This window comes from Ralstonia sp. 25mfcol4.1 (genome assembly GCF_900104095.1).
In the GTDB taxonomy this organism is placed as follows: Bacteria; Pseudomonadota; Gammaproteobacteria; order Burkholderiales; family Burkholderiaceae; genus Cupriavidus.
This window is the reverse complement of sequence record NZ_FNJO01000011.1, coordinates 15,820-30,268: the sequence shown is the minus strand read 5'-3', so window position 1 is coordinate 30,268 and position 14,449 is coordinate 15,820. Positions and strand designations below refer to the sequence as shown.

13 protein-coding genes are annotated in these 14,449 nt (G+C 66.4%); 4 read left to right on the top strand and 9 right to left on the bottom strand.

The features are described from left to right. Position 1: 1 nt before the first annotated feature. The 8 genes from mraY to coq7 form a co-directional block, all read right to left on the bottom strand. Complete coding sequence (mraY, locus tag BLQ58_RS19285; protein WP_066732432.1) at positions 2 to 1,171, bottom strand: phospho-N-acetylmuramoyl-pentapeptide-transferase; 1,170 nt, start codon at positions 1,169 to 1,171, stop codon at positions 2 to 4. Positions 1,172 to 1,183: 12 nt separating this feature from the next. Further along, positions 1,184 to 2,584 (bottom strand): UDP-N-acetylmuramoyl-tripeptide--D-alanyl-D-alanine ligase, encoded by a 1,401-nt coding sequence (gene murF, locus BLQ58_RS19280; RefSeq protein ID WP_092601233.1) that lies wholly within the window; start codon positions 2,582 to 2,584, stop codon positions 1,184 to 1,186. Next, positions 2,581 to 4,128 (bottom strand): UDP-N-acetylmuramoyl-L-alanyl-D-glutamate--2,6-diaminopimelate ligase, encoded by a 1,548-nt coding sequence (locus BLQ58_RS19275; protein WP_092601525.1) that lies wholly within the window; start codon positions 4,126 to 4,128, stop codon positions 2,581 to 2,583. Before BLQ58_RS19275 ends, murF begins: the two co-directional genes overlap by 4 nt. Beyond that, positions 4,125 to 5,942 (bottom strand): peptidoglycan D,D-transpeptidase FtsI family protein, encoded by a 1,818-nt coding sequence (locus tag BLQ58_RS19270; RefSeq protein WP_092601231.1) that lies wholly within the window; start codon positions 5,940 to 5,942, stop codon positions 4,125 to 4,127. Before BLQ58_RS19270 ends, BLQ58_RS19275 begins: the two co-directional genes overlap by 4 nt. Next, the gene (ftsL, locus tag BLQ58_RS19265) at positions 5,939 to 6,256 is read right to left on the bottom strand and encodes a cell division protein FtsL (protein ID WP_092601229.1); all 318 of its coding nucleotides are present in this window, start codon (positions 6,254 to 6,256) and stop codon (positions 5,939 to 5,941) included. The genes BLQ58_RS19270 and ftsL overlap by 4 nt, the downstream gene beginning before the upstream one ends. After that, positions 6,253 to 7,230, bottom strand: coding sequence for a 16S rRNA (cytosine(1402)-N(4))-methyltransferase RsmH (gene rsmH, locus BLQ58_RS19260; RefSeq protein ID WP_092601227.1), 978 nt, complete (start codon positions 7,228 to 7,230; stop codon positions 6,253 to 6,255). The genes ftsL and rsmH overlap by 4 nt, the downstream gene beginning before the upstream one ends. Before the next feature lie 7 nt (positions 7,231 to 7,237). Further along, positions 7,238 to 7,666, bottom strand: coding sequence for a division/cell wall cluster transcriptional repressor MraZ (gene mraZ / locus BLQ58_RS19255; RefSeq protein ID WP_092601225.1), 429 nt, complete (start codon positions 7,664 to 7,666; stop codon positions 7,238 to 7,240). A gap of 517 nt (positions 7,667 to 8,183) precedes the next feature. Then, positions 8,184 to 8,807, bottom strand: coding sequence for a 2-polyprenyl-3-methyl-6-methoxy-1,4-benzoquinone monooxygenase (gene coq7 / locus BLQ58_RS19250; RefSeq protein ID WP_092601223.1), 624 nt, complete (start codon positions 8,805 to 8,807; stop codon positions 8,184 to 8,186). A 340-nt stretch (positions 8,808 to 9,147) separates the two neighbouring features. On the opposite strand from coq7, the gene BLQ58_RS19245 reads away from it, so the two are divergent. The 4 genes from BLQ58_RS19245 to BLQ58_RS19230 all read left to right on the top strand — a co-directional run bounded on the left by BLQ58_RS19245 (position 9,148) and on the right by BLQ58_RS19230 (position 12,582). Then, complete coding sequence (locus BLQ58_RS19245; RefSeq protein ID WP_092601221.1) at positions 9,148 to 10,332, top strand: porin; 1,185 nt, start codon at positions 9,148 to 9,150, stop codon at positions 10,330 to 10,332. A 193-nt stretch (positions 10,333 to 10,525) separates the two neighbouring features. Further along, the gene (locus BLQ58_RS19240) at positions 10,526 to 11,527 is read left to right on the top strand and encodes a tripartite tricarboxylate transporter substrate binding protein (protein WP_092601219.1); all 1,002 of its coding nucleotides are present in this window, start codon (positions 10,526 to 10,528) and stop codon (positions 11,525 to 11,527) included. Between the two features lie 75 nt (positions 11,528 to 11,602). Beyond that, entirely contained in the window at positions 11,603 to 12,112 is a 510-nt protein-coding gene (locus BLQ58_RS19235) for a MarR family winged helix-turn-helix transcriptional regulator (RefSeq protein WP_092601217.1), read from the top strand. Positions 12,113 to 12,141: 29 nt separating this feature from the next. Next, positions 12,142 to 12,582 carry a hypothetical protein gene (locus tag BLQ58_RS19230; RefSeq protein ID WP_092601215.1) on the top strand — a complete coding sequence of 147 codons (441 nt, stop codon included), beginning with the start codon at positions 12,142 to 12,144 and terminating at the stop codon, positions 12,580 to 12,582. A gap of 19 nt (positions 12,583 to 12,601) precedes the next feature. Here BLQ58_RS19230 and BLQ58_RS19225 read toward each other — a convergent pair whose 3' ends face one another. Beyond that, on the bottom strand, positions 12,602 to 14,284 hold the full coding sequence (locus tag BLQ58_RS19225) for a long-chain fatty acid--CoA ligase (RefSeq protein ID WP_092601213.1): 1,683 nt from the start codon (positions 14,282 to 14,284) through the stop codon (positions 12,602 to 12,604). Between the last annotated feature and the right edge of the window lie 165 nt (positions 14,285 to 14,449).

Here is a 14,449-nt window from a genome sequence, read left to right as displayed (position 1 = left end):
CTCAGCGCAGCTTCAGCGTCGACAGGCCAATCAGCACCAGCAGCATCGTGATGATCCAGAACCGCACGGTGACCTGTGTTTCCTTCCAGCCACTCAGTTCGAAGTGGTGGTGCAGCGGGGCCATGCGGAACAGGCGCCGGCCTTCGCCATAGCGTTTCTTCGTGAACTTGAACCACGTGACCTGCAGCATCACCGACAGCGTTTCCACCACGAAGATGCCGCCCATCACGAACAGCACGATTTCCTGGCGCACGATCACGGCGATGGTGCCCAGCGCGCCGCCCAGCGCCAGCGCGCCGACATCGCCCATGAACACACGCGCCGGGTGCGCGTTGAACCAGAGGAAGGCCAGGCCCGCGCCGGCCATCGCCGAGCAGAAGATCAGCAGCTCGCCGGCGCCCGGGATATGCGGGAACAGCAGGTACTTGCTGTAGACCGCGTTGCCCATCACGTAGGCGAACACGCCCAGGCCGCCGCCAACCAGCACCACGGGCATGATCACCAGGCCGTCCAGGCCGTCGGTCAGGTTCACCGCGTTGCTGGAACCGACGATCACCAGGTACGTCAGCACGATGAAGCCGGTCACGCCCAGCGGGTAGCTGATTTCCTTGAAGAACGGGACGATCAGGTTGGTCTTGTACGGCACATCGGCGAACATGCCGCCTTCGATCCAGCTCAGGAACAGGCTCCAGACCCGGACGTTGCTGGCCTCGGTCACCGAGAACGCCAGGTACACGGCAGCCACCAGGCCAATCAGGGTCTGCCAGAAGAACTTCTCGCGGCTCGACATGCCGCGCGGGTCGCGATACACCACCTTGCGGTAGTCGTCGACCCAGCCCACGGCGCCGTAGCCCAGCGTCACCAGCAGCACCACCCAGATGAAGCGGTTGCCCCAGTCGCACCAGAGCAGCGTCGACACGCAGATCGAGATCAGCACCAGCACGCCGCCCATGGTCGGCGTGCCGGACTTGACCAGGTGCGTCTGCGGGCCGATGGTACGGACGGCCTGACCGATCTTCAGTTCGGTCAGGCGACGGATGACCCACGGCCCGAAACCGAGGCCGATCACCAGCGCGGTGAGGTTGGCCATCACCGCGCGGAAGGTCAGGTAGTTAACGACCCGCAGGAAGCTGTAATCGTTTTGCAGCCACTGGGCCAGTGCCAATAACATCGTTCGTCTTTCTTAGTGAGCGGAAGGTGATGCGACCAGCGCATCGACCATCCGTTCCATGCGCATGAAGCGCGATCCCTTCACGAGCACGGCGGCTGCACCAGCCACCACGCCCTCCTTGTCTTCCTTCAGCGCCTGCGCCAGCGCTTCCGCACCGGCAAAATGGCGCGCGCCCGGGCCATATGCCTGCACGGCATGCGTCGCCAGATCGCCCAGCGCCCACAGCGTCTCGATGCCGCGCTCGCGTGCGTAGGCGCCAATCTCGGTATGGAACGCCGGGCCCTGGTCGCCCACTTCGCCCATGTCGCCCAGCACCAGCACGCGCGGGGCGGCAAACCCGGCCAGCACGTCGATGGCGGCGCGCATGGAATCGGGATTCGCGTTGTAGGTGTCGTCGATGACCACCGTGCCGGCCGGCGTGTGCTTGACCTGCAGGCGGCCCTTCACGGCCGAAAAGCCCGCGATGCCGCGCTGGATGGCATCCACCGCCACCCCGGCCGCCAGCGCGCAGGCCGTGGCGGCCAGCGCGTTGCGCACGTTGTGCGCGCCCAGCAGCTGCAACCGCAGGTCGAACGTCTGGCCCGGCGCGGTCACGTGCAGCACCTGGACGCCGTCGGCCAGCGTCACGGACGCGCGCACATCGGCAGACGCGTCGGTGCCGAACGCCAGCACGCGGCGCTTGCCGGCGGCCTGGCGCCAGATCGCGGCATGCGCGCCGCCGCTTTCGGCATCCACCGGGAACACCGCCACGCCATCGGCCGGCAGCGCGGCGATGGCGCTGGCGTGCTCGTGGGCCACCGCTTCCACGCTGACCATGAATTCCTGGTGCTCGCGCTGCGCGTTGGTGATCACGGCCACGGTCGGCTGGGCAATGGCGGCCAGGTAGACCGTCTCGCCCGGGTGGTTCATGCCCAGCTCCAGCACCGCCAGCTTGTGGTGCGCGCGCAGGCGCAGCACCGTCAGCGGCAGGCCGATATCGTTGTTCAGGTTGCCGCCCGTGGCCAGCCGGTCGTCCTCGCCCACGGCTGCGGCAAAGATCGCCGCGATCATTTCCTTGACCGTGGTCTTGCCGTTGCTGCCGGTGACGGCCACCGTCGGCGGCGTGAACTGGCGGCGCCAGCCGGCACCGAGTTCGCCCAGACCGATACGCGTGTCCGGCACAATCAGCGCCGGCACGTCGAGGTCGATGTCGCGGCTCACCAGCACGGCGGCGGCGCCGCGCGCCACCACATCGGCCAGGAAGTCATGGGCGTCGAAGCGGTCGCCCTTGAGCGCCACGAACAGATCGCCCGGCTGTACGGTACGGCTGTCGGTATGCACGCGCGAGAACGTGCGCGCGACATCGCCGGAAATACGTGCGCTGGCCATCCAGCCGGCGGCTTGCTGCAAATTCGTCATCGGGTGTCCGTTCATGCCGACACCCCCCGCGTGCCCAGGGTCAGCCGCACATGTTCGCGGTCCGAGAACGGCCGCTTGCGGCCCTGGATCTCCTGCGTAGCTTCATGGCCCTTGCCGGCCACGAGCACCACATCGGCCGGGGCGGCGTGCTTGATTGCGTAAAGGATGGCCGCGGCGCGGTCTTCGATCAGCCGCACGCGGCTGCGGTCCTGCATGCCGTCGGCGATCTGTTCGAGGATATCGAGCGGATCTTCGCTGCGCGGGTTGTCGCTGGTCAGCACTACGTCGTCGGCCAGACGCTCCGCCACGTCGCCCATCAGCGGGCGCTTGGTGGCGTCGCGGTCGCCGCCGCAGCCGAATACGCACCAGAGCCGGCCCTGGCGGGCGTCGGCCACCGGGCGCAGCGCGGTCAGCGTCTGCACCAGCGCGTCGGGCGTGTGGGCATAGTCCACCACGGCCAGCGGCGCGTCATGGCCGCCGAACAGTTCCATGCGGCCATCGACCGGCGTCAGCTGGCGAAGGGCGGCAATCGCCGCATCCCAGGCCACGCCCTGCGCCAGCGCGGCACCCAGCACCGCCAGCAGATTGCTGACGTTGAAAGCGCCGATCATCGGCGTGGTCACGTCGGCGCTGCCGAAGCTGCCATCGACATGGAACGCCGTGCCCGACGCCGTGGCGCGCACATCGATGGCGCGCAGCCACTGCCCGCGTGCCGCCGAGGCACCGGCCTTGCCGTCGATGCCATATTCGATGACCTGCGGCGCGCTGACGGCGGCGGCATTGCCGGCCAGCAGGCGGCCGCCCATGGCGTCGTCGCGATTGATCACGGCCGCGCGCAGGCCATCCCACTGGAACAGCAGCGCCTTGGCGGCCTCGTACTCGGTCATCGTGCCGTGGTAGTCGAGGTGATCCTGCGTGAGGTTGGTCAGCACCGCCACGCCAAACCGGGTGCCTGCCACGCGGCCCTGTTCCAGGCCGTGCGACGACACTTCCATGGCGATGGCGTGCGCGCCGGCATCGTTCAGCTCGGCCAGGCTGGCCTGCAGCTGCACGGCGTCGGGCGTGGTGAAACCGGTGATGCGCAGTGCATCGGGGAAACCCGTGCCCAGCGTGCCGATCGTCGCGCACGGCGTGCCGGTGCCCTGCAGCAGACGCGCCAGCCACTGCGCGCACGATGTCTTGCCGTTGGTGCCGGTGATGCCGGTCACCGCCAGGTTGCGGGCGCCGATGCCGTACCAGCCGGCCGCGATCGGGCCGGCCAGCCAGTGCAGTTGCGACACGGGCAGGTGCGGCACGGCATCGCCGTGCGGCCAGTCGAAGCCATCGGCCTCGTAGATCACGGCCGAGGCGCCGGCGGCGATGGCCTTGTCGATATGCGGACGGCCGTCGGTCGCCAGGCGTTCGTTACCCAGCACGTAGGCAAAGAAGACGTCGCCCGGCTGCAGGCGGCGCGTGTCGCCGGTCAGCCTGGCACCGGCCGGCGCGTGCGAATGCAGCCAGGCCAGCGCGTTGCTGGCCTGAGTGGACACCTCGATCGGGAGCAGCGGCTTGGCCGTCATGGCGTGGCGCTCCACGGTGGTTCGCTTTCCTGAACCTTGTCGGTGACCATCAGCTGGCGGATCGGCGAATCCGGCTGGACGTTCAGCGAACGCAGCGCGCCGCCGGTAATGGCCGAGAAAACCGGGCCGGCCACGGCGCCGCCATAGTGGCTGCCGGCAGTCGGCTCGTCGACGCTGACCGCCACGATCACGCGCGGGTTCGACATCGGCGCCAGGCCGATGAACGACGCGCGGTACTTGCTGCGGTCGTAGCCACGGCCCACGTGCTTGTACGCGGTACCGGTCTTGCCGCCCACGCGGTAGCCCATCACCTGGGCTTCCGGCGCGGTGCCGCCCGGGGCGGTCACGGTTTCCAGCATGCCGCGCACTTCCCGCGCGATCTGGGGCGTAAGGATGCGTTCGCCGCTGACCGGGCCGTTGGTCTTGAACATCGACACCGGGATCAGCTCGCCGTCATGGGCGAAGATCGTATAGGCGTGCGCCACCTGGAACAGCGACACCGACAGGCCGTAGCCGTACGACATGGTGGCCTGCTCGATCGGGCGCCAGCTCTTCCAGGGCCGCACGCGGCCAGCCACCGCGCCCGGGAAGCCGATCTTCGGCGCCTGGCCCAGGCCGACGCTGGTGAACATGTCCCACATCTCCTGCGGCTTCATCATCATCGCGATCTTGGTCGTGCCGATGTTGCTCGACTTCTGGATCACGCCGCCCACCGTGAGCGTGCCGTAGTTGTGGGTATCCGAGATCGTGGCGCCTTCGAAGTTGAACTTGCCGGTGGTGACCACCGTCGTGGCCGGCGTCACGCGGCCCAGCTGCAGGGCCAGGCCGATGGTGATCGGCTTCATCATCGAGCCCGGCTCGAAGGTGTCGGTCAGTACGCGGTTGCGCAGCTGTTCGCCCGACAGGCGGCTGCGGTCGTTCGGGTTGTAGGTGGGCCAGTTGGCCAGCGCCAGCACCTCGCCGGTCTGGGCGTCGAGCACCACGGCGCTGGCGGCCTTGGCCTTGTTGCGCTCCACCACGGCCTTGACCTCGTTGTAGGCCAGGTACTGGATCTTGGCGTCGATCGACAGCTGCATGTCCTGGCCGTCGCGCGGCGTCTTCAAGATGCCGACGTCTTCCACCACGCGGCCCAGGCGGTCCTTGATCACCTGGCGCGCGCCGGGGCTGCCGGCCAGCACGCCTTCGCGCGCCAGTTCCACGCCTTCCTGGCCCTTGTCCTCGACGTTGGTGAAGCCGACGATGTGCGCCATCGCCTCGCCTTCCGGGTAGAAGCGCTTGTACTCGCGGGTCTGGTGCACGCCCTCGATCTTGAGCGCCGCGATCTTGTCGGCGGCGTCGGGCAGCACCTGGCGCTTCAGGTAGACAAAGCTCTTGTCTTCATTGAACTTGGCGCGCAGGTCCTTCTCCGACATGTCCAGCAGCCTGGCCAGCTGGCGCATGCGCTGGGGATCGAGATCGGGCACGTCTTCTGGCACGGCCCAGATCGCCTTGACCGGCAGGCTGGTGGCCAGCACCAGGCCGTTGCGGTCCAGGATCTTGCCGCGCGTGGCGGGCAGTTCCAGCGTGCGCTGGAAGCGCTTCTTGCCCTCCATCTCGTAGAACTGGTTGCCCGGGCCCTGGATCCACATCGCGCGCGCGGCCAGCGCCAGGAACGCGGCGAACATCAGGAACACCACGAACTTCGAGCGCCACATCGGCAGGCGCAGGCCCAGCACCGGGCTGGCCGAGAACTGGCCCGTACGCGGGCGCGCAGCCTCGCCACGCGGCTTGTTGCCGGCGCGGGCGCGGTTCAGGCTCGGGCGGGCCAGACTCATTTGGCGGGTCCCCCGGCGGGTTGCTGGGCATCGGGCGGGGTATCAGGCAGCACCACGCCCTGGAGGTATTGGGTACGGCCGGCCATGGCCGGCGCCATCTTCAGCTGCGCACGCGCCGAATCGGCAATGCGCGCGCTCTTGCTGAGCGAACTCTGCTGGTATTGCAGGCGCGACCAGTCGATGTCGAGCTGCTTTTCCTCGGTCTGCGCACGCTCCAGCGCCACGAACAGCGTGCGGGCCTGGTGCTGGGCGCTCACCAGCGACAGCGCGCACAGCATCAGCGCGGCAAGCAGGAAGAAGGTCAGGCGGTTCATGCCGGCCGGCCTCCAAGCTTTTCGGCCACGCGCATCACGGCCGAGCGTGCGCGCGGGTTATCGGCCACTTCCTGGGTGCCGGGCTTGAAACGGCCCAGCAGTTTCATGGTGGGCTGCGGCAGGTCCGCGGCACGCAGCGGCGCGCGGCGCAGCGCCGGGTCCGCATCGCGGTCCGGATGGGCGTGCGCCTGCATGAACCGCTTGACGATGCGGTCCTCGAGCGAATGAAAGCTGATCACCACGAGGCGGCCTCCGACCTGCAGCAGCTCGTATGCCGCCTTCAGACCTCTTTCGAGGTCCGCAAGCTCTTGATTGACGTGAATCCGTAGAGCTTGAAAGGTGCGGGTCGCAGGGTCCTGACCCTTCTCGCGTGTCTTGACGGTTTTCGCCACGAGCGCGGCAAGCTCTGAAGTAGTGGCGACTGGTCCGCCATCGCCGGGTTCGCTCCGGCGAGCAACAATCGCCTTTGCAATCTGTACAGCAAACCGTTCTTCCCCATAGTCTCGTATCACCCTGGCAATGTCTTGCTCGTCCGCCTGTGCAAGCCACTCGGCGGCAGTGACGCCGCGCGTGGTGTCCATGCGCATGTCCAGCGGGCCCTCGAAACGAAAGGAAAATCCCCTCGCCGCCTCGTCGATCTGGGGCGAGCTGATGCCCAGGTCGAGCAGCACGCCGGCCACGGGCGGGCGCCCGGCCAGCCGGTCGCCCATCTCCGCAAAGCTCGCGTGCTCAATGGAGAAGCGGGCATCCTTGATGGTGCCCGCTTCTGCGATTGCTGCCGGATCCTTGTCGAATGCGACGAGGCTGCCGGCCGGCCCCAGCCGCGCCAGCACGGCCCGGCTGTGACCGCCTCTTCCGAAGGTGCCGTCCACGTAGGCGCCGTCGGGCCGCCAGACGAGCGCGTCGACGGCCTCGTCCAGCAACACGGTGCGATGGCGCAGGGCGGTGGTCCCCGGCGATTCGGTAGGGGTCATGACCTCTTCAGAAAGAGAAATTCTTCAATGCGTCCGGCATGCCTTGCGCCATCGCCGCCTGTTCCTTGGCGGCGTAGGTGGCGGCATCCCAGACTTCGAAATGGCTGCCCATGCCGAGCAGCATCACTTCCTTGTCGAGCATGGCGGCAGTGCGCAGCTCCGGTGCAATCAGCACGCGGCCCGCGCCATCCATTTCCACGTCGGCGGCGTTGCCAAGGAAGATCCGTTTCCACCAGTGGGCATCCATGGGCAGCGCCGCGATACGGCCGCGGAAGACCTCCCACTCGGGCCTGGGAAAGAGCAACAGGCAGCCATCCGGGTGCTTGGTCAGCGTTACCCGGCCCTCGGCCTGCGTTTGCAGCGCCTCGCGGTGCCTGGCCGGAATGGACATCCGGCCCTTGGCATCGAGCGACAGCGCCGATGCTCCCTGAAACAAGCTCTTTCCCCCGGTAACCGCCGGCAATTTCAGCCTTCGGCAGGTCGATTCGTCCTTGGCCGCAACCGTCCGGTCCGATGCGAATCATCGCAGAGACAAGGCGGTATTTCACACAAAAATACACTTCCTCACACTATTTCCCACTTTAGAGGAAGCGTTTTGGCCGGTCAAGGCTCGCAATGGGGCAAAAAACAGGGTTTTTTTAATCAGAACAAAGACTTAGCGCGCCAACTTCACGCACCGCAACAGTGAATCCTTAATGAAATGAAGCACTTGGGGAAGAAAGCAGAGAAACCACCTGAGAACTATCTGAGGGAGGACTGCCGACGACGGGAATCGCATCCAGTTCCGCGCCGTCGGGAAGGATACAACGTTTTGCCGCCAGCCCCGTCCAACCAAGGGCTCACGGCAGTTTTCCACAGCTGTGCGAGGCAGCGTTCAGGCGCTGCCTGAAAATGAAAATGGCAACGATGCGTACACGCCCGTCGCCATTTGTCACACGCCTGTGCTGTCGCTGCTAGATACGATACGCCGTGGTGGTCATGATCTTCGAGGCAGCACGCATCAGCGCACGCACCGGGCCGGGCAGCGGCACGCCGCCGGCATCGCGGGCGGCATCGCCGTGACGGATTTCGTCGTCGCGCATCTGTTCCAGGATGGCACGCGAGCGGCCATCAGCGGGCGGCAGGCGGTCCAGATGCCCGGTCAGATGATGCTCGACCTGGCGCTCGGTCTCGGCCACAAAGCCCAGGCTGATGCGGTCGCCCGCCCGGCCTGCCACGACGCCGATGGCAAAGGCGCCCGCATACCAGAGCGGGTTGAGCAGGCTCGGCCGGGAACCGAGTTCGCGCAGGCGCTCGGCGCACCAAGCCAGGTGGTCTTCTTCCTCGCGCGCCGCGGCATCCATCTGCGCGCGCACCGGCGCGCTACGGGCCGTCAGCTTCTGCGCCTGGTACAGGGCCTGCGCGCAGACTTCGCCCACATGGTTGATGCGCATGAGCCCGGCCACGTGGCGGCGCTCCTCTGCACTCATCTGTTCCGTATCGGGCGTCAGGCGGTCTGCGGGATTGTCGCGGCCCGCGCGGGTCGCACCGGCAATCGCGCGCAGCGCGACATCGAATTCGTGGATCAACGTGTCCATGGGTGTCAATGGAAGGTCTGCGGCCGCCATACGCGCGTGCCCCACGGATAGGTAGAGCTTTTCCTCGATGGCGCACCGGGATTTCCCGCATTGTACCCGCGGGATTTTGTGCAGGTTTGCGCATCGGCATGCCCCCGCGAGGTTTCGCTAAGCCTGGGTCCCGGATAACCCTGAGTTGTGAAAACCAGACAAGACGTTTACCACAGGGTCAAAAAAATAGTGATTTTGCTAGAGTGATCGGCAGCTTCCATGGAAGTCAAGCACGGAAGGATGAAGAGGGCTGACAGGAGGTCCTTCCGCATAGCTTCAACTAATAATTCTTAAGTGGAGATCACCCAGCATGAAAAAATCGCTACTCGCGCTTGCCGCGATGAGCGCTTTTGCCACGGCTGCAAATGCGCAAACCAGCGTGACCCTGTACGGCGTTGTCGACGTGCCAATCGAATACAACAACAACCTGGCACCCGGCTTCAACACCAATCCCGCAACGTGGGGCCCGAATGGCCGTCCGCCTTCGCTGCCCGGTGGCGGCAGCCGCGTTGGCCTGCAGACCGGCGGCGGCCTGTCCGGCTCGCGCTGGGGTCTGCGTGGCACTGAAGACCTGGGCGGCGGCCTGAAGGCACTGTTCGTGCTGGAAAGCGGCTTCGGCCTGGACGACGGCAGGTCGCAGCAAGGCGGCCGCCTGTTCGGTCGTCAGGCATTCCTGGGTCTGCAGAGCGACAGCTACGGCCGTCTGACCATGGGTCGTCAGTACACGACCATGTTCGACATGTTCGCGAACTTCTCGCCGACCGGCTACGCAACGCTCTACGAACCGGTGGTGGCACAGCTGGGTACCAACTTCCGCTCGGACAACACCGTCAAGTACACGGCCGTGTTCGGCCCGGTCACCGCCGAGGCGCACTGGAGCTTCGGCACGGGCGTGGCCGCGATCGGTCCGGTACCGCTGGCTGCCGCGGGCGCGGGCGAAACCCCGGGCAACTTCAACAACAACGCGGGCGGCGGTGCCGGCGTGCTGTACATGAGCGGCCCGCTGGGCCTGACGCTGGCGTACGACGAATGGCGTCCGACGATCACGATCGGCCAGCCTGGCCGTTCGCGCAAGGTGGGCGCCGCCGGCAGCTACACGGTCGGGCCGGCCAAGCTGATGGCGGGCTACCGCTACGGCCGCACGACCGACAACACGGGCGCCGAACTGCTGCGCGACAACTACTACTGGTTCGGTGTGAACTACCAGGTATCGGCTCCGCTGGGCCTGACGCTGGCGTACTTCTACGACGACGTGAAGACGATGCGCGCATCGTCGGCGTTCGCGGCGGACAACCCGAAGAACCCGTGGCAGATCAGCTTCGTGGCCGACTACAACTTCTCGAAGCGCACCGACGTCTACCTGACGGCCGGCTATGTGAAGAACTCGGGCCTGAACTTCGACACCTCGGCAGTCAGCTTTGCCAACGGCTACCCGCTGCAGCAGGGCAAGACCAGCCAGGTTGGCGTGGCCGTGGGTGTCCGCCACAAGTTCTGATCCGCTTCACGCAGTCCGACATTGTTCCTTTTCTTGAAGGCGCCTCCGGGCGCCTTTTTTGCGTCTGCCGGCGCCTTTCGATTCCCCGGCGTGAATGTCTCAACGGGTTTCACCTCATCCGCGAAGTGGCGCGGGCCCGACTAGAATGGCCGGCAGACCGGAACACCCGGCCGCCTTACCTGGAGACATTGCCATGCATCAATCTCGCCGGCGCACCCTCGCCCTGCTCCTGTCGGCTGCCCTGGGCCCGCTGGCCGCGGCTGCGGCGCTCGCCAACGACGCCTACCCCACCCGGCCGATCCGGCTGGTCGTGCCCTTCCCGGCCGGCGGCACTACGGACATCATGGCGCGCGCGGTGTCGGCCGAGCTGTCGAAGCTGCCGGGCTGGAACGTGGTGGTCGACAACAAACCCGGCGCGGGCGGCAACATCGGCTCGGACATCGTGGCCAAGTCGGCCCCCGACGGCTACACGCTGCTGATGGGTACGGTCGGCACGCACGGCATCAACCAGTCGCTCTACGGCAAGCTGCCGTTCGACCCGATCAAGGACTTCGCGCCGATCACGCTGGTGGCCGCGGTGCCCAATGTGCTGGTGGTCAATCCCGCCTTCGCCCAGCAGAACAAGATCAATAGCGTCAACGACCTGATCGCCTACGCGCGCGCCAATCCGGGCAAGCTCAATATGGCGTCGAGCGGCAACGGCACGTCGATCCACCTGGCCGGCGAGCTGTTCAAGACGCAGACCAAGACCTTCATGGTTCACTTTCCGTACCGTGGCAGCGGCCCGGCCCTGACCGACCTGTCCGGCGGCACCATGCAGGTGATGTTCGACAACCTGCCGTCGTCGATACAGCTGATCAAGTCGGGCAAGCTCAAGGCGCTGGCCGTGACCAGCGCCAAGCCGTCGCCGGCGCTGCCCGGCGTGCCCACCGTGGCGCAGGCAGCCAACCTGCCGGGCTTCGAGGCGAGTTCGTGGTTTGGCCTGCTGGCGCCGGCCGGGACGCCGCCGGAGATCATCCATCGCATCCAGCAGGAAGTGGCCAAGAGTTTGAACACGCCGGCCGTGCGTGAACGGCTGATGGCCCAGGGCGCCGATCCGGTGGGCAACACGCCCGAACAGTTCGCCGCGCTGATCCGCTCCGAGACCACCAAGTGGGCCAAGGTCGTCAAGGATTCGGGCGCCAAGGTGGATTGACCATCCACAATCACTGGGAAGACGGCGGCAGCGCATATACTTGAGGCATCAAATGTTCACGCTGCCCGAATCCTGATGCCCAATCCTTCCGCCGCCAGCAGCGCCGCCGATGACACCCCGGTCGACCTGGAAACCAGCGCCGGGGAATCGGACCACGAGGCGCTGCGGCTCTGGCTGCGCCTGCTGACCTGCACCACGCTGATCGAGGGCGACATCCGCTCGCGCCTGCGCCAGGACTTTGCGGTCACGCTGCCGCGCTTCGATCTGATGTCGCAACTCGACCGCCATCCCGAAGGGCTCAAGATGGGCGAGCTGTCGCGCCGCATGATGGTGACCGGCGGCAACGTCACGGGCATCACCGATCAGCTGCAGCAGGAAGGCCTGGTCACGCGCGAGGCCCTGCCCACGGACCGCCGGGCCTATCTGATCCGTCTGACGCCGGCCGGGCGCGAGGCGTTCTCGCGCATGGCGCGTGCGCACGAGACCTGGGTGGAGCAATTGTTCTCGGGACTTGCCGATACGGATCGGCGCGCCCTCTTCCGGCTGCTGGGCCGCCTCAAGTCCAGCCTGACGACCTCGCCATGACCCGAACCGCCATTTCCGTATTCCGATGGATGCCCACGCTGTGCGCGGCCGCGCTTGCCACGCTGGGCGCGGGCTGCAGCAGCGCACCGGCCGGCCCGCAGATCACACCGGTCAATGCGACGATCAAACTCGGCCGTGTAACCGAGAAGACCTTCCTGTCTCGCGTGGAGGTGCCGCAAGGCAGCAGCTACGGCGGCTACGGGATGGGGGTAGGCGGTGTGGCCGCCGGCGGCGGAGGCGGAGGTGGTGGTGTGGGGGTGGGTTTCTCGGTAGACCTGACGCGGCTGCTGAATCCGCCGCCGCCGCCCATGCAGATGGACCTGTACCAGTACAAGGTCCGGACCACCGATGGCATGGTGGCCCAGGTGAACGGGCCGGCCGCGCCGGGGCTGGAGCCCGGCACGTGCGTGCGGCTGATCTATCCCGATGGATCGACCCAGCCGCAGATGGCGCCGTCGAACGAATGCTGACGACGGGCGCCCTGCCCGTTCACGCAGCCTTGCGGCTGTCGCGCAGCTCGCGCCGCAGGATCTTGCCGACGTTGGTCTTCGGCAGCTCGGTGCGGAATTCGACGTACTTCGGTCGCTTGTAGCCGGTCAGACGGTCCTTGCAGAACGCGATCACGTCGGCTTCCGACAGCGCCGGATCCTTCTTGACCACGAACAGCTTCACCACCTCGCCCGAGTGCTGGTCGGGCACGCCAACCGCCGCTACTTCGAGCACGCCCGGGCATTCGGCGACCACGCCTTCCACCTCGTTCGGATACACGTTGAAGCCCGACACCAGGATCATGTCCTTCTTGCGGTCGACGATCTTCGTGTAGCCGCGCTCGTCCATCACGCCGATGTCGCCGGTCTTGAAGAAGCCATCCGAGGTCATGACCTTGGCGGTCTCGTCCGGGCGGTTCCAGTAGCCGGCCATCACCTGCGGGCCGCGCAGGCAGATCTCGCCCGGCTGGCCCAGCGGCAGTTCGTTGCCGTCGTCGTCGCGGATCGACACTTCCGTGGACGGCAGCGGCAGGCCGATGGTGCCCGAAAATGCGTCCGAATCGGTCGGATTGCAGGTGGCCGACGGCGAGGTTTCCGACAGCCCGTAGCCCTCGATGATCGGGCAGCCCGTCTTGGCCAGCCAGTTCTTGGCCACCGCTTCCTGCACGGCCATGCCGCCGCCGTTGGCCACGCGCAGGCCCGAGCAGTCGACCTTGGCGAAGTCGGGATGGTTCAGCAGCGCGTTGTACAGCGTGTTCACGGCCGGGAACATGTGGAACTTGTACTTCTGCAGTTCCTTGATAAAGCCCGGGATGTCGCGCGGATTCGGAATCAGGATGCTCAGGCCGCCGCTGCGCATGCCCAGCAGGCAGCAGACCGTCAGCGCGAAGATGTGGTACAGCGGCAGCGCGGTGATCGTCACCACCTGGTCGATATGGGCGCCCTTGGCCAGCGCCGGCTGCATCCACGCCTCGGACTGCAGCACGTTGGCCACGATATTCCGGTGCAGCAGCGTGGCGCCCTTCGACACCCCCGTGGTGCCGCCCGTGTACTGCAGGAACGCGATGTCGTCCGGGCCCGTGCTGACAGGCTTCAGTTCCATCTTGCGCCCTTCGGCCAGCACGTCGTTGAAGCGCACGCAGTTGGGCAGTTCCCAGGCCGGCACCATCTTCTTGACGTTGCGGACCACGAAATTGACGATGGCGCCCTTCAGCCCGCCCAGCATGTCGCCCATGCTGGCCACCACCACATGCTTGACCGGCGTGGCCGGCAGCACGGCCTGCAGCGTGGCCGCGAAATTCTCAAGGATGACGATGGCTTCGGCGCCGCTGTCCTTGAGCTGGTGCTCCAGCTCGCGCGGCGTGTACAGCGGATTCACGTTGACCACCACGTAGCCGGCACGCAGCACGGCAGCCAGCACCACCGGATACTGCAGCACGTTCGGCATCATGATGGCCACGCGGGCGCCCGGGCGCAGCCCGCGCGATTGCAGCCAGGCCGCGAACTGGCGCGACAGCTGGTCCAGTTCGCCATAGGTGATGGCGCGGTCCATGCAGATGAAGGCGCGGCGGTCGGCGTAGGTACGGAACGAATGCTCGAGCAACTGGGCCAGCGAACGGAACTGGCTGGCGTCGATCTCTGCCGGTACGCCTGCCGGATAGTTTTTCAGCCACAGCTTTTCCATACCGTCTCCTGAATTTCTGAATGGTCGTTCGATTTTTTGGGAATGCTAAACGCGTGCCCCATGTGAAGACAACCCGTTAGACGAAGTCCTCCACGAATTGGACCGTCGAAATCGTGAATTATGCGCCACCCTTCGGTGGGATCGAGGGAATACCCTGATGAAACT

Excerpts from the sequence above, each read along its gene's own strand:
- murF (WP_092601233.1), bottom strand. The coding sequence starts at position 2,584 with ATGAACGGACACCCGATGACGAATTTGCAGCAAGCCGCCGGCTGGATG.
- BLQ58_RS19225 (WP_092601213.1), bottom strand. The coding sequence starts at position 14,284 with ATGGAAAAGCTGTGGCTGAAAAACTATCCGGCAGGCGTACCGGCAGAG.
- BLQ58_RS19270 (WP_092601231.1), bottom strand. The coding sequence starts at position 5,942 with ATGAGTCTGGCCCGCCCGAGCCTGAACCGCGCCCGCGCCGGCAACAAG.
- ftsL (WP_092601229.1), bottom strand. The coding sequence starts at position 6,256 with ATGAACCGCCTGACCTTCTTCCTGCTTGCCGCGCTGATGCTGTGCGCG.
- BLQ58_RS19275 (WP_092601525.1), bottom strand. The coding sequence starts at position 4,128 with ATGACGGCCAAGCCGCTGCTCCCGATCGAGGTGTCCACTCAGGCCAGC.
- coq7 (WP_092601223.1), bottom strand. The coding sequence starts at position 8,807 with ATGGACACGTTGATCCACGAATTCGATGTCGCGCTGCGCGCGATTGCC.
- BLQ58_RS19245 (WP_092601221.1), top strand. The coding sequence starts at position 9,148 with ATGAAAAAATCGCTACTCGCGCTTGCCGCGATGAGCGCTTTTGCCACG.
- BLQ58_RS19240 (WP_092601219.1), top strand. The coding sequence starts at position 10,526 with ATGCATCAATCTCGCCGGCGCACCCTCGCCCTGCTCCTGTCGGCTGCC.
- BLQ58_RS19235 (WP_092601217.1), top strand. The coding sequence starts at position 11,603 with ATGCCCAATCCTTCCGCCGCCAGCAGCGCCGCCGATGACACCCCGGTC.
- rsmH (WP_092601227.1), bottom strand. The coding sequence starts at position 7,230 with ATGACCCCTACCGAATCGCCGGGGACCACCGCCCTGCGCCATCGCACC.
- mraY (WP_066732432.1), bottom strand. The coding sequence starts at position 1,171 with ATGTTATTGGCACTGGCCCAGTGGCTGCAAAACGATTACAGCTTCCTG.
- BLQ58_RS19230 (WP_092601215.1), top strand. The coding sequence starts at position 12,142 with ATGCCCACGCTGTGCGCGGCCGCGCTTGCCACGCTGGGCGCGGGCTGC.